Annotated in this window: 13 protein-coding genes; 11 read left to right on the top strand and 2 right to left on the bottom strand. The window is 70.7% G+C overall.

The window, feature by feature from the left end; translation table 11 throughout:
* Nucleotides 1-344 precede the first annotated feature (344 nt).
* Complete coding sequence (locus tag KRR26_RS11920) at nt 345-2,963, top strand: O-antigen ligase family protein (protein WP_120209629.1); 2,619 nt, start codon at nt 345-347, stop codon at nt 2,961-2,963.
* Nucleotides 2,964-2,981: 18 nt separating this feature from the next.
* Here KRR26_RS11920 and KRR26_RS11915 read toward each other — a convergent pair whose 3' ends face one another.
* Nucleotides 2,982-3,503 carry an aminoacyl-tRNA deacylase gene (locus tag KRR26_RS11915; RefSeq protein WP_120209630.1) on the bottom strand — a complete coding sequence of 174 codons (522 nt, stop codon included), beginning with the start codon at nt 3,501-3,503 and terminating at the stop codon, nt 2,982-2,984.
* A gap of 143 nt (nt 3,504-3,646) precedes the next feature.
* Nucleotides 3,647-4,969, bottom strand: coding sequence for an N-succinylarginine dihydrolase (gene astB, locus KRR26_RS11910; protein ID WP_120209631.1), 1,323 nt, complete (start codon nt 4,967-4,969; stop codon nt 3,647-3,649).
* Nucleotides 4,970-4,987: 18 nt separating this feature from the next.
* Between astB and KRR26_RS11905 the strand changes: the two genes are divergently transcribed.
* The 10 genes from KRR26_RS11905 (at nt 4,988) to KRR26_RS11860 (ending at nt 13,440) form a co-directional block, all read left to right on the top strand.
* On the top strand, nt 4,988-5,914 hold the full coding sequence (locus tag KRR26_RS11905; protein ID WP_120209632.1) for a lysophospholipid acyltransferase family protein: 927 nt from the start codon (nt 4,988-4,990) through the stop codon (nt 5,912-5,914).
* Nucleotides 5,915-5,926: 12 nt separating this feature from the next.
* Nucleotides 5,927-6,475, top strand: a complete 549-nt coding sequence (locus tag KRR26_RS11900) for a hypothetical protein (RefSeq protein ID WP_217079854.1) — start codon at nt 5,927-5,929, stop codon at nt 6,473-6,475.
* Nucleotides 6,468-7,103, top strand: a complete 636-nt coding sequence (locus KRR26_RS11895) for an LptA/OstA family protein (RefSeq protein ID WP_120209634.1) — start codon at nt 6,468-6,470, stop codon at nt 7,101-7,103. Before KRR26_RS11900 ends, KRR26_RS11895 begins: the two co-directional genes overlap by 8 nt.
* Complete coding sequence (gene lptB, locus KRR26_RS11890; protein WP_217079853.1) at nt 7,100-7,837, top strand: LPS export ABC transporter ATP-binding protein; 738 nt, start codon at nt 7,100-7,102, stop codon at nt 7,835-7,837. Before KRR26_RS11895 ends, lptB begins: the two co-directional genes overlap by 4 nt.
* Nucleotides 7,838-8,087: 250 nt before the next feature.
* A complete protein-coding gene (gene rpoN, locus KRR26_RS11885) occupies nt 8,088-9,605 on the top strand; it encodes an RNA polymerase factor sigma-54 (RefSeq protein WP_120209636.1) in 1,518 nt (505 codons plus the stop codon).
* A 39-nt stretch (nt 9,606-9,644) separates the two neighbouring features.
* Nucleotides 9,645-10,277, top strand: a complete 633-nt coding sequence (locus tag KRR26_RS11880; protein WP_120209637.1) for a GNAT family N-acetyltransferase — start codon at nt 9,645-9,647, stop codon at nt 10,275-10,277.
* A 17-nt stretch (nt 10,278-10,294) separates the two neighbouring features.
* On the top strand, nt 10,295-11,080 hold the full coding sequence (locus KRR26_RS11875) for a hypothetical protein (RefSeq protein ID WP_120209638.1): 786 nt from the start codon (nt 10,295-10,297) through the stop codon (nt 11,078-11,080).
* Between the two features lie 181 nt (nt 11,081-11,261).
* Complete coding sequence (hpf, locus tag KRR26_RS11870) at nt 11,262-11,900, top strand: ribosome hibernation-promoting factor, HPF/YfiA family (RefSeq protein WP_217079852.1); 639 nt, start codon at nt 11,262-11,264, stop codon at nt 11,898-11,900.
* A gap of 210 nt (nt 11,901-12,110) precedes the next feature.
* Nucleotides 12,111-12,572, top strand: coding sequence for a PTS sugar transporter subunit IIA (locus tag KRR26_RS11865; protein ID WP_120209739.1), 462 nt, complete (start codon nt 12,111-12,113; stop codon nt 12,570-12,572).
* Between the two features lie 22 nt (nt 12,573-12,594).
* Nucleotides 12,595-13,440 (top strand): hypothetical protein, encoded by an 846-nt coding sequence (locus tag KRR26_RS11860; protein WP_120209640.1) that lies wholly within the window; start codon nt 12,595-12,597, stop codon nt 13,438-13,440.
* Nucleotides 13,441-13,508 lie beyond the last annotated feature (68 nt).

Here is a 13,508-nt window from a genome sequence, read left to right as displayed (position 1 = left end):
GCAAGCGCGGGGCTGTCGCTCGGGTGCGCGGCCCGAGGGCAGGCCCGCCCGCTTGCCTGGAGCTTTGCGCGCGAAAGACGGCGTGTCCGGCGCCCCTGGCACGGCGCGCGCCCCATGCTCGCGGGTGAGAGACAGGGCTGCCTCCAGGGATGGCTCGGGTGTCCGGCCCCGACCATGTCCGTACGACCCGAGGGTGAGGCCCCCGGGCCCGAGGGCCAGCTGAGCCTGTTTCATGCGGTGTGTTTCAGGGGGCGTGGCGCGCGTGCCTGGCGGGCATCCGAGGGGCCAGCGCGGGTGGGAATCGGGCGCTGCCGCGCGCTCGTGACATAATCGCGCGCGCCCCCATGTCCCCCGCTTCTCGTCGTACCTCTCGGTTCACCGTGTTCGCGGAAGCCGCGCTCGCGGTGCTCGTGGTCATGGGGCCGTTGTCTCTGGGCGGCGCGGCTCGCTGGAGCCTCGTGCCGCTGGGCGTGGTGTCCGCTTTGGCGCTGGGGCTGGCCTCGGTGGGCGCGCGGAGGCAGGGACAGTCGTTTCAGCTGCCGTGGCTCGCGGCGCCGCTGGCGGGCGCCATCGCGCTGTGTCTCGCGCAGTTGGTGCCGTTGCCCACGGTGCTGCTCCAGGTCTTCAGCCCCGAGGCCGCGGCCCTGCGGGAGTTCGCGCTCGTCCCGCTGGGGCTCCCGGGCCTTCGGCCGGTGTCGATGGACCCTCCGGCCACGTGGCGAGAGCTGGCCAAGCACCTCGCCTACCTCATGGCGTTCCTCGCGGCAGTGCAGGTGAGTCGCTCCCGGGCTTCGCGGCAGCGACTGCTGTCGGTGGTGGCCTTCACGGGCACGGGCGTGGCGGTGGTCGGCTTCGGTCACGCGCTGTTCGGCGTCAACGCGCTGTTTGGCGTGCTGCCGTGGGTGCACGCGCAGCCGACGCTGGTGACGTTCTTCGCCAATCCCAACCATCTGGCGGGCTTCCTGGGGCTGGCGGCCACGGTGTCTTTGGGGCTCGCGTTGACGGCCGGCTCGCGGGGGCGGGCGCTGGTGTTCGCGCTGGCCGCGCTCGTGTCGGGCGCCGGTGTGCTGCTGTCTTTGTCGCGCGGCGGCATCGTGTTCTTCGCCTTCGGGCAGGTGCTGCTCGCGCTGTGGCTCATCCGTCAGCGGCGCGGCGGTGAGGGCCGGCCCCTGCCCATGTGGGGGCGCAGCGCGGCGGTGCTGCTCGGGCTCCTGGCGGTGCTGGCGTCGGGGGCGTATCTGGCCGCGGATCGCCTGTGGGCCGAGGCGCGCACGGCGGACAGCGTGGACAAGCTGCGCCACAGCAAGGTGGAGCTGTGGCCGATGATGGCGAGGGCCGCGGAGGCGTTCCCCGTGCTCGGCATGGGGCGCGGCGCGTTCGAGCCCACCTTCCCGCGCTACCAGACCGAGTCCAACCCCAACACGCTCACCCACCCGGAGAACGTCGTGCTCCAGTGGGGCGCGGAGTTCGGTGTGCCGGGGCTGATGCTGCTGGCGCTGGGCGCATGGGCCTTCCTGCGACTGCTGCGCCAGGAGGGTCACGGTGCGGCGGAGCTGGCCGCGCTCAGCGGGGTGGCCGCGCTGGGCCTGCACAACCTCTTCGACTTCAGCCTGGAGTTGCCCGCGTGCGCCGCCGCCGCGTGGGTGGTGTTGGGCACCGTGGCCCGTCCTTCCGAAGACAAGGCGCGCATGGGCGCGATGCCGTGGAGCGCGCGGCCTCGGCCCGTCATGGCCTGGGCGATGGGGCTCGGCGTGGTGTCGCTCGGGGCCGCGTGGCTGAGTCGCCAGGACCTGGAGTCGGCGGAGTCCGAGCTGGTGGGGCTCGTGGCGGCGAAGGCTCCGTTGGAGCACGTGCGTGAGCGTGGTCTGGCGCTCATCGACCTGCATCCATCCGACTATCTGCTGTATCAGGCGGTGGCCGTCGCGTACGCCAACCAGGGGCCCGCGCAGGCGGGTTCGGCGCTCGCGTTCGTGAACCGCGCGCTCTACCTGCGGCCCGTGGACGCGCCCTCTCATCGCGTGGCGGCGCGGGCGCTCCTCGTGCTGGGGCGCCGCGCGCAGGGCTTCCTGGAGTACCGCTTGGCGCACGAGGCCGGTGACGTGAACGTCCTGCTGGCCGAGGCGCTCCCGCGCGCGCGCACCGTGGACGAGTTGTCCGCGATGACGCCGGACACGACGGAGGACGCGGTGCGGCTCGCCGATGCGCTGCTCAACACGCCCGGAAGGCAAGACGCGGCGCGGGACTATCTGGCCTGGGCCCGCGAGCACTTCGAGGGACGGGTGGGCATCGCGGCGCTGTGGGCGCGCGAGGCCCGTCTGCGGCTCGCGCGCGGCGAGCCCGAGGCCGCCTCCGCCGCCTGTGCCGAAGTGGAGCGGCGCGACCCCGAGGCGCTGAGCACGTTGCTGCTGCGCGCGGACGTGCTGCGCGCGCAGGGCAAGGGTGACGAGGCCCTGCAGTCGCTGGAGCGCTTGCTGGCGCGCTTCCCGGGCAACGTGGAGCTGTCCTTCACGCTGGCCGCGCGGGAGTTGGATGCGGGGCTGACTCGCCGCGCTCGCGACACGCTGGAGGGCGTGGGGCCCTTCCTCACGGACTTCCAGCAGCGCGCCCGGCTGCTGGCCCTGGAGGCGGCGTGCTTCGAGCATGAAGGACTGCTGTCTCGCGCGGTGGAGCGGCGCCAGTCCGTGGCGCGGCTTCAGCCCAGCCCGGATGCCTACTTCGCCGTGGCGCGGTTGCAGGAGGCGCTCCAGCGCTACGACGCGGCGGCGCGCTCGGTGCACGAGGGCTTGCGTCTGATGCCCCCGGGCACGCGCAAGGACGTGGAGGCGTGGGCCGCGAGGTTGGAGGCCGTCGAGCGGGGACGCGTGGAGGCGCGCCGCAAGGAACTCGTCGAGGACCCGCGCGCGCAAGAGCTGGAGCACTACCTCCGCACGCCCGACGCCGTGGGAGATGGCGCGATGCCGTAGCGCGAGGCTGTCGCCCCCTCACGGTCCGACGCGCGCTTCAATCTCCCAGATGGCCAGCGGCGGTGGCGCCGGGGGCGCGTCGCGCAGGAACGATGCGACGACGGGCCACTCCAGCGTCGCGAAGTCCTGGAAGCGCATCTCCAGCGCCTCCTCGTGTGAGCCCGCGCGGAAGAGCACGCGCTCGTTCATCCCGAGGCGCTCATCCACGGCGACAGGGAACCCATACAGCTCGCCGAAGGGAGGCTCCGCGCCCACTTCGCACTCGGGGAAGGCGTCGCGGAACTCGGCCTCGGTGGCGAGCCGGACGTGGCTTGCGCCAATGGCGCGTCCCAGTTGCTCCAGGTCCACCGCGCCCGCGGCGGGGACGACGGCAATCCACAGGCGGCGGTCCGCCTTCACGATGACGGACTTGGCCACGCGCCAACCGGACACGTGCAAGGTCGCGGCGAGCTCCTGCCCGCTGATGGCGCGGGCGTGCGCGTAGCGCTCGAAGCGCACCTGGTGGCGTTGGAGATAGTGCTGGATGGATTCTGGAATCATGGCCGGCGGTCGCCTCCCTTTCGGAAGGTGGACATCCGGCCGCGGGATGCCGTCCCCGGCGAGGCTCCGCGCGCGCCAGCCCCCGAGGCGGCCAGGGAGGCAGCGCCCCGGCTCGACCGTCGTCGGGCTGGTGGCACGCGCCGCTATTGCTGGAAGTCGTAGACGCTGCCGAGCTTCAGGATGCGCGTCAGCTCATCGAGCGCGGTCATCGTCTCTCGCGCGAGCTGCGGGTCCTGGAGGTCGCGGGGGCGCAGCACCTCGCGATAGTTGCGCCGCACCCAGGCCGCGAGCGAGTCGTGCAGGGCCGGCGTGTAGAAGACGTCGGCGGTGATGGCGCCGCGCTCGGCATCGGTGAGCGAGATGCGCTGGCGGAGGCACGCGGGGCCGCCGCCGTTGTTCATGGACTGGCGCACGTCCAGGTAGTGCACCGCCGTCACGGGCGAGTCCTCCGCCACCACGCGCTCGAGGAAGCGACGGGCGGCGGGCGTCTCGCGGCTCTCCACCGGCGCGACGATGGCCATGCGGCCCTCCGGAAGCGTCAGCACCTGCGAGTTGAACGGGTACGCGCGCACGGCGTCCTGCACGGGCAGCTCGGCGGTGGTGGCGACGATGGCTCGGAAGTCCGGGCCCAGCTTCTCGCGCAGCATCTGGAGCAGGCCGGGGTGATCCACGAAGGCCAGCTCGTGCAGCATGAGGAACGCGCCGTTGCCCACCGCGAGCACGTCCGTGTGGAACGCGCCCGCGTCGATGCCGTCGGGGTGCTGCTGCGGGAAGAGCACCTGCCGCATGTCCAACTGGTGCAGCCGCGCCAGGGCCTGACTGGCCTCCAGTGTCTGCCGCGCCGGGAAGCGCTTGGGCCCCGCCACGTCGTGCCACGCGCCGCGTCCCCAGGCGAGCAGGTGCACGGCGGCGTGGCCCGGGGTGGACAGCCGCGTGTGGTTGGCCGCGCCCTCGTCCGCGAAGTGACTGCCGGGCGGCAGCGGCGGGTGCACCGCGAAGTGCCGCGCGTCCGAGAAGATGGCGCGGAGCACCGAGTGCGTGGTGTCCGCCTCGATGGCCCGGTGGAACATCTGGGACAGGTTCGCGGGCGTCAGGTGCAGGCGCCCATCCGCCGTGTCCGAGGACGGCGCGATGGTGGCCGCGTTGGCCGTCCACATGGCGGAGGCGCTGGAGGTCAGGCGCAGCAGGTGCTCGGACTCGCGCGCGGCGCGGGTGATGACCTCTTCGTCCGAGCCGGTGAAGCCGAGCGCGCGCAGGGTGCGCAGCGACGGACGCGGCTGGGGCGGCAGCACCGCTTGTCCAACGCCGAGCCCCGCGACGAAGCGCATCTTCTCCAGGCCTTGGAGCGCGGCCTCGCGAGGGTGGCTCGGCTCGCCGCCGTGACTCTGGGACGCCAGGTTGCCGGGCGACAGTCCGGCGAAATTGTGGGTGGGACCGACGAGCCCGTCGAAGTTGTATTCGCGCATGGGATATGGAGACGCCTTGTGGAGCGACCACCCTTAGCAAAGCGCCTCAAGCGTTTCCTCCGCTACGTGCTCATCCGTGGGGTGTTGGTCCTTCTCCAATTCCTCCCCTTGGGGTTGGCCACGTCCCTGGGCGCTGCCCTGGGCGCCCTGGGCTTCCACCTGGCCGGAGGGGAGCGCCGCAAGGCCCTGAAGTCGCTGGCGCGGGCCTTCCCGGAGAAGTCCGAGGCGGAGCGCCTGGCCCTGGCGCGGGCCTGCTTCCGCCACCTGGGCGCCGCCGCGCTGGAGGTCTCGTGCGCGCGGACGCTCGACCCGGCGCTGGAGGGGTTGGTGGAGTGGCCCCAGGCCGACCGAGCGGTGCTGGAGGCCGCGCTGGCCCGGGGCAAGGGGGTCGTCTTCGTCTCCGGACATGTGGGGAACTGGGAGCTGTTGGCCCGCCGGGTGGCGCGCTCGGGCTACCCCAGCCAGAGCATCGCGAAGGAGACGTCGGATCCGCGCCTCACCGCGCTGGTGGGTGACTTCCGGGCGCGGGGTGGGGTGCGCAGCATCTGGCGCGGCCAGGAGGGCGCGGCCCGCGCGATGCTCCGCGCCCTGCGCGCTGGAGAAATCCTCGGCATCCTCATCGACCAGGACACGAAGGTGCAGTCCGTGTTCGTGCCCTTCTTCGGCGAGCTGGCCGCCACGCCGCGCGCCGCCGCGGACCTCGCGCTGCGCACGGGCGCGGCCGTGGTGGTGGGGTTCTGCCAGCGCTCGGGCAAGGGCTACCGCCTGTTCATGGAGGAGGTGGTCGCTCCGCCGTCGGAGGACCGTGAGGCGGGCGTGCTCGAGCTCACCGCCGCGCTCAACGCTCGCATCGAGGCCGCCATCCGCCGCGCCCCGGAGCAGTGGGTGTGGATGCATCAGCGCTGGAAGACGCGTCCGGCCGCGCCAGCGGTAGCGGTGCGGTGATAGGAAGGCGGCGTGTCGCGCATCGTCCTCATCAGCTCGCTGGGCCTCCTCGCGGTCGCGTGTACGCCGCGTCGCGCGCGGGAGGAGTCCGCGGAGCCGCCGCCCACCGTGACGCTGCATGGCGCCCGGCTGCGCTCCTTCGAGGGCGAGACGTTGGTGGTGTCGGGGCGGGCGGAGCAGGTGACCTACCAGCGGATGACGGGCGAGGTGCAGGGCTCCACCGTGCTCGTGCACCTGCCGCGCGCGCCGGGGGCGAGCGACTCACCGTTCGCCTCGGCCAGCGGCGTGGACATCCACGCGCCACGGATGGAAGGCAGCCTGGCGTCCAAGCAGTGGACCGGGCTGGGTGGCGTGGTGGTGCGCACCGGGGAGGGCATGGTCGCGAACACGCCGCGGTTGACGTACGACGCCACGGCCCGGAATGCGCACGGAAACGAGGGATTGACGGTGAAGGGACCGGACTACCGGCTGAGCGCGGAGCGCTTCGCGCTGTCGCTCCCCGACGAGTCGTACACCTTCGAGGGCTCGGTGCGGACCGTGCTGGGAGCGCAGCGTGATTGACTTCCTCGTGATGGCCTTCTTCCTCGCCCCGCCGTCGCCCGTGGTGGCCGCGACGGGGACGACCCCCGCGACGAGCCAGGCCCCGGTGAGCACGCCGGCCTCGGGCAGGCTGCCGGCCCCCGCGCCGCCGTCGTCTCCCACGCCCGCGCCCAAGGAGGGCGCACCGGGACCCACGAGCTATCGCGACCCGGTGCAGATCTCCGCGCAGCTCGTCACCGGGGACCGCAAGCAGTCCATCCTCACCGGCGACGTGCAGGTGAAGCACCGGACGCTGGACCTGCGCTGCGACAAGATGATCGCCTACTACACCCAGCCGCAGGAGGTGACGCGGGTGGTGTGCACCGGCAACGTGCGCGCGGTGGACGGCGACCGCACGGCCCGAGGCGACCGCGCCGACTACGACGTGCCCACCGGCGTGCTGGTGGTGACGGGCTCGCCCGAGGCGCGCCAGGGCACCACCTACGTGACGGGCACCAAGGTGCGCCTGACGCTGGGCAGCGAGCGGCTGGAGGTGGAGAACGCCCGCATCCTCGTCGAGTCCCAGGCCGGCACCCCGCTGGGAGGCCGCAAGCGCGGCAGCGCGACGCCCACGGCGGGCACACCGCCCCAGGGAGGCGGCTCGAAGTGAGCGCGAAGCTGTCCGCGGAGGGGCTGCAGAAGACCTACCGGCGCCGCAAGGTCGTCCAGGGCGTCTCCTTCAACGTCGCCCCCGGCGAGGTCGTGGGCCTGCTGGGCCCCAATGGCGCCGGGAAGACGACGAGCTTCAACATGGTGGTGGGCCTGGTGTCCCCCGACGCCGGCCGCGTCCACGTGGGTGACGAGGACCTCACGCACCTGCCCATGCACCGCCGCGCCCGGCGCGGGCTGGGCTACCTGCCCCAGGAGGCCTCGGTCTTCCGCAAACTCACCGTCCGCCAGAACTTCCTGGCCGTGCTGGAGTTGCAGAAGGGCCTGGATGCGCGCGCGCGGTCCCAGCGCGCGGACACCTTGCTCCAGGAGTTCGGACTGGGCCACGTCGCCGAGTCTCTCGGGGAGACCCTGTCCGGAGGCGAGCGGCGCCGCGCCGAGATTGCCCGGAGCCTCATCCCCGAGCCCCGCTTCATCCTCTTCGACGAGCCCTTCGCCGGCGTGGACCCCATCAACGTGGGCGACCTCCAGCGCCAGATTCAGCTCCTGCGCGAGCGCGGCCTGGGCATCCTCATCACCGACCACAACGTCCAGGACACCCTGGGCATCTGTGACCGAGCATACATCATCGCACAGGGGCAAATCCTGGAGGAGGGCACGCCGGCGCAGATCGCCGCGTCCTCCCGCGCCCGCGCCGTCTATCTGGGCGAGCGGTTCCAACTCCAGGCGCTCTGAAGCACGCTCCGGACAACAACACAAGGCCGCTGCGAGGTGGGTTGGCCTCGCTTTTGCGTCGTGGGTTGAACAGCCCAGGTGCACTCAAAGTGCTTACAACTCTTTGAATTTATTGTGGAATTGAAGATATGCAAGCAGGGGGCCATGGAGGTCGGCACTAGACGAAGTCAGGGGGCCTTGTTACGTTGGCACGGTCCTTGATGGGCCGTTCCCGTCAAGCGACCTAGGAAGGCCCGGGGAGACGCCTCACATGGCGATGGAACTCAAACAAAGCCTGAAGCTTGCCCAACAGCTGGTGATGACGCCCCAGCTGCAGCAAGCCATCAAGCTCCTCCAGTTGTCGCGCATGGAGTTGCTCGAGCAGGTGCGCGAGGAGATTGAGCAGAACCCGTTGCTGGAGCAGCCCGAAGAGGGCGTGCTGGGCGAGGTGGCGGACAAGGAGCCGGGCGAGGCCTCGCTGGAGGCGGACAACGCCGAGGTTCCCCGGGACGTGGACCTGCCGTCGGCCACGCCGGAGACGGCGCAGGAGTTCAAGGCGGACGGGGAGGGCCCTCCGGAGATTGACTGGGAGGCGTACCTCAACAGCTATCAGTTCAACGAGCCCACCACCGCCTCCAACAAGGGCAACGTGGCCACGGACGACCTGCCGTCGTTCGAGGCCAACATGGTCAAGAAGGAGGACCTCGTTGACCACCTCCAGGAGCAGTTGGGCACGCTCCGGCTCAACGAGGCCGAGCGCCGCGTGGCCATGTTGATCCTGGGCAACCTCGACGACGACGGCTACCTCAAGCTGCCGGACGTGGAAGGCGACGCGCTCATCCGGCTGGCGAACGAGGCGGACGTGCCCATGCACGTGGCCGAGCGCACGCTGCGGCGCATCCAGGTGTTGGAGCCGCGCGGCTGCGGCGCTCGGGACCTCCAGGAGTGTCTGCTCATCCAGTTGCAGGGCATGAAGGAGCCGAGCGCGTCGCTGCTCGGGCTCATCATCAAGCGGCACATGAAGTACCTGGAGAGCAAGAACCTGCCAGCCATCGCCAAGGACCTGAAGGTGACCTTGGAAGAGGTGGTGGCGGCGGTGAAGCTGTTGCCCAAGCTGGACCCCAAGCCGGGTCGCAACTTCAGCGGCGATGACGCGCAGTACATCACCCCGGATGTCTTCGTTTACAAGATGGGTGAGGACTACACGGTGGTCCTCAACGATGACGGCCTGTCCAAGCTGCGCATCTCCGGCACGTATCGGAACGCGCTCAAGTCAGGCGCGGTGGGGCCCGGGCAGACCAAGGACTTCATCCAGGACAAGCTGCGCAGCGCGATGTGGCTCATCCGCTCCATCCACCAGCGCCAGCGGACCATCTACAAGGTCACCGAGAGCATCGTGAAGTTCCAGCGCGACTTCCTGGACAAGGGCATCGCGCACTTGAAGCCGCTGATTCTTCGCGACGTGGCCGAGGACATCGGGATGCACGAGTCCACGGTGAGCCGCGTGACGACGAGCAAGTACGTGCACACGCCGCAGGGCATCTTCGAGCTGAAGTACTTCTTCAACTCGTCCATCTCCCGCGTGTCCGGCGAGGACACCGCGAGCGAGGCGGTGAAGCACCACATCAAGCAGCTCGTGTCGCAGGAGGACGCGCGCAACCCGTACTCGGACCAGAAGATTGTCGAGTTGCTGCGCTCGCAGGGCACGGAGATCGCCCGGCGCACGGTGGCCAAGTACCGCGAGGTCCTGGGCATCCTGCCCAGCAGCAAGCGCAAGCGTTACTACTGACGGATGACCGCCGCGCGCGTCTGAGGCACGCTCGGCGGCATGACCTCTGTTCCCCTGGATTCGGAGCGCCCGCACCGGGAGCTCGTGCCGCTCATCGTCCCGCCCGTCACCTTGGAGGGGCGGGACGTGCGCCTCGCGCCCCTGGGCCTGGAGCATGCGCCCGCGCTCACGGCCCTGTGCGAGGAGGAAATCTTCACCCACTTCTCGCGCGTCCTGCGCACGCGAGAGGACGTGGAGGCGTTCATCTCCAGCGCCCTGTCGGCGGCCGGGCGAGGCACCGAGCAAGCGTTCGTCGTCTTGGAGAAGACCACGGGCGAGCCGCTGGGCTCCACGCGCTATCTGGACATCCAGCGTGACAACCGGACGCTCGAGATCGGCTACACGTGGCTGGGGCGCCGGGCCTGGCGCACGCGGGTGAACACCGAGTGCAAGTACCTGCTCTTGCGCCACGCGTTCGAGCAGCTCCAGGTGATGCGCGTGCAGCTCAAGACGGACCGCTACAACGCCCGCTCGCGCGCGGCCATCGAGCGCATGGGCGCGACGTTCGAGGGCATCTTGCGCAACCACATGCTCGTGCGCGGCGGCGTGGTTCGTGACAGCGCGTATTATGGCGTCATCGACACGGACTGGCCCGAGGTGAAGGCTCGCCTGGAGGGTTTCCTTCAGAGGTGATGGTAGGGTCCGCCGCCATGTCTCAGACCCTTGATTTCTCCCGCCTGTCGCGCGGGCTGGCCGCGCTCGCTGCGTGGGGCCTGCTCGCCAGTTGTGGCCGCACCGCCTCCGAGCCCGTCTCGCTGGCGGGCCTCTCGGACCGGACCCTCACGTTCGCGCTGGCGGACGTGGATGACGCGGAGACGCCGGACGCGCTCGGCGCGCACCGCTTCACGGTGGCCTTCTCCCTGGCGGAGGGTGACGCGTGCACGAAGCTGGCGGAGGGCGTGACGGCCACCTTCAACGGGCAGCCCATGCACCTGGAAGGGGGCGGCGCGCCGGACGTGGATGGCCGCGGGGATGCGTGCGAGGCCACTCGGGCGTGGTTCGATTTTGATCCCGCCGCGTGGACCACCGAGCCCACCGAGGATGGACGCATCCTGCTCCAGGATGACACCGCCACCGTCTCGCTCATCCTGGAGGACGCCAAGGTGAAGCGCCTGTTCGCGTTCCAGGGCACGGGCGCGGTGGACCGGCTGCGGCGCGGTCAGACGTACAGCTTCGTGTGGCAGCCCGAGTCGGAGGTTCCCGGTCCCATCACCGCGACGCTGCTGCGCGAGGGTGGCAGCGCGCCCGCCACGCTCGCGGTGACGCAGGACGGCGGCAAGGTCAGCTTCACCGTTCCCGCGGGCACGCCGCTGGCCAACCACGTGCTGTCGCTGAGCGCAACCGTCCCCGGGAAGGTGCTGGACTGCCAAGGTGTGACGTCGTGCTCGGGTGCCTTCTTCCACTCACAGGACTTCTCGGTCTCCGTGGTGCCCTGAGCAGGCGGCCTCTCCTGCCCTCGGGCGCGATGCCAGCGACCCGAGGTGTCGGCAGGATGACTGGGGTCGGACGAGCGGTGCGTCCGGGAAGTTCCAACCTGGGGGGGCGGGTTGCTTTCGCAAGGCGCTCCGTCTCTGATTTGTCACGGAGCTTACCTCTCACCCTAGGAGGCAGCCGCGCATGCAGCTCAACATCACCTTCCGTCAGTTCGGAGCGTCGGATTCTCTCAAAGAGTACGCCCGCGAGAAGGTCGAACGGGTGAACCGATTGCTGGACCGGGCGGGTGACGCCCACGTGGTTCTCTCCCTGGAGCGTCACCTCCATCACGCGGACATCACCATCCACTCGGGCGCGTGGGTCCTGCGGGGTCGTGACAAGAGCGATGACATGTACGCGTCCATCGACCTGGCGATGGACAAGATTGAACGGCAGCTGCGCCGCTACCGCGACAAGCTCAAGAGCCACCACGGCCGTGAGCGCGTGCACCACCGTCAGGAATTGGTGAACCAGCTCAAGGTGCGGCACTCGGTCTTCGAGATGCCCGAGGCCCCGGAGAGCGCCGAGTCCGCGCCCGCGGCGACTCCTGCTGCGGCGAGCGCCCCCGCGGCGCCCCCGGCCGCCTCCGCGACGAAAGTGGTTCGTGCCACCCACCTCACCGTCAAGGCGCTCCGGGTGGACGAGGCCGTGATGCAGATGGACCTCATGGACAATGACTTCTACGTCTTCCAGAACGTGGAAGCGGGCAACGCCATGTGCATCATCTACCGTCGCAAGGATGGCCAGTACGGCATCATCGAGCCCCACGCGCCCGGCGCCTGAGCGTCTGCCTGGCGCCCGCCCTCGTCCGAGCCGAGAGGGCGGACTCGGCTGCCCCGGAACCTCACCTCCGGGGTGGCAGCGGGTCGCGCGGATCCCTCCCTTGCGTGCCGCGCAGTGAGCGAAGCGGTCCAGGAGGCCCAGGCGACTCTTGCGCGAATCCGGGGTGAGGAGTAATTGCCCGCCCAGGAGCGCCAGCCGCGGGAGCGCCAGTTGAGAATCGCCGAGTTCCTCAGCCCTCAAGCCGTCATCGCGGACATGCAAGCTCGGACCAAGCCCGAGGTCTTGCGCGAGCTGAGCACCACGCTGGTGCGCGCGCATCCGGAGCTCAACGCGGACAGGCTGGTCGAGGTGTTGCGCGAGCGCGAGAAGCTGGGCAGCACCGGCATCGGCGAGGGCGTGGCGATTCCTCACGGCAAGCTCTCGGGCATGTCGCAGCTCCAGGCGGCCTTCGGCGTGTCCCGCGCCGGGGTGGACTTCGACTCCATCGACAGCCGGCCCACGCACCTCTTCTTCGCCTTGGTGGCCCCCGAGAACAGCGCGGGCGTGCACCTCAAGGCGCTGGCGCGCATCTCCCGGCTCTTCAAGAACCCGCGCTTCCGCGCCTCCATCCTCGAGGCGCCCTCGGCCGCGGACATCCACGCGCTCATCATCCAGGAAGACGCACGGCCCTGAGGCCGTCCGGGGGGACGAACGAATGGATGTCGTCCTTCGGCCCATCAACGACCGGTTCCTTCAGGAGCTGGTGCTGCCGTTCCTCACGCGCGCGATGGGCGACGCGGCCGGCGCGCTGGAATCGCTCGGCGTCCACCTGGGTGATGCGCAGGCCCGCGTCCTGTGCGAGCGACTGGTGGCCACGTCGGTGCCCGGGGGCGTGAACTCGGTGGACACCGACGCCTGGATGGACCTGGTGGATCGGCTCGTCTTCATGCCCTGGCGCGAGGACCCGGCCGGCTGGGACGTGGGCGGGATGCACGAGGGCTACGCCGACGACTGGGACGAGGCCCTCCACGTCGCGCTGATGGTGGAGGACCCCGCCTATCCGTACTGGGAGGCGCGTGAGGCGCGCGCGGTGCGGGATGCCTTCCGCCTGCGGCCCCGAGGCGACATGGGGCTGGCCTCGCTGCTCGCCGGACAGTGGGAGCCCTTCCCGGAGTTTCCGCCGGATCGCGTCTTCGCGACCCAGGGGCGTGGCGAGTATCAGCCCCGGGAGCGCTTCGCTTTCGCGGACTGGGCCTGGCGCCCGGCGCGCGCGGTCGCGCACTGGCAGGTGAACCTGCCGCGCAAGCTGGAGCGCCTGATGTCTCGCGAGCAGGAGCGCATGCGTTTGAGCTCGCTGCCGGAGCGCGACGAGGTCCTCGGGTATTGGCTGGGCAAGGTGTCCCAGCCTCCGCCGCTGACCGTGGCCTTCTCGGGCCTGGGGCCTCGGGCCGCCTCGTGGATTCGCGAGCTGGGCGCGCTCACCGCGCACGTGCGCTCGGCCGCGCAGACGCGGCAGGGCCTGGCCTCGCTCGTGACGCGCGGCACCACCGTCCGCCTGTGAGGGCGGGCGCAATCGGTGTCAGGCTTCACGCGTAGGTTCGAGCCGAACCCGCCGTCCGCTGCGCGCCC

It is taken from the genome of Citreicoccus inhibens, from assembly GCF_019039035.1.
In the GTDB taxonomy this organism is placed as follows: Bacteria; Myxococcota; Myxococcia; order Myxococcales; family Myxococcaceae; genus Citreicoccus; species Citreicoccus inhibens.
Note: the sequence above shows the minus strand (reverse complement) of the source record. Positions and strands in the feature narration are given on the sequence as shown.

Coding starts and splice junctions, on each gene's coding strand:
- KRR26_RS11920 (WP_120209629.1), top strand. CDS start 345: ATGTCCCCCGCTTCTCGTCGTACCTCTCGGTTCACCGTGTTCGCGGAA.
- KRR26_RS11915 (WP_120209630.1), bottom strand. CDS start 3,503: ATGATTCCAGAATCCATCCAGCACTATCTCCAACGCCACCAGGTGCGC.
- astB (WP_120209631.1), bottom strand. CDS start 4,969: ATGCGCGAATACAACTTCGACGGGCTCGTCGGTCCCACCCACAATTTC.
- rpoN (WP_120209636.1), top strand. CDS start 8,088: ATGGCGATGGAACTCAAACAAAGCCTGAAGCTTGCCCAACAGCTGGTG.
- KRR26_RS11880 (WP_120209637.1), top strand. CDS start 9,645: ATGACCTCTGTTCCCCTGGATTCGGAGCGCCCGCACCGGGAGCTCGTG.
- KRR26_RS11875 (WP_120209638.1), top strand. CDS start 10,295: ATGTCTCAGACCCTTGATTTCTCCCGCCTGTCGCGCGGGCTGGCCGCG.
- hpf (WP_217079852.1), top strand. CDS start 11,262: ATGCAGCTCAACATCACCTTCCGTCAGTTCGGAGCGTCGGATTCTCTC.
- KRR26_RS11860 (WP_120209640.1), top strand. CDS start 12,595: ATGGATGTCGTCCTTCGGCCCATCAACGACCGGTTCCTTCAGGAGCTG.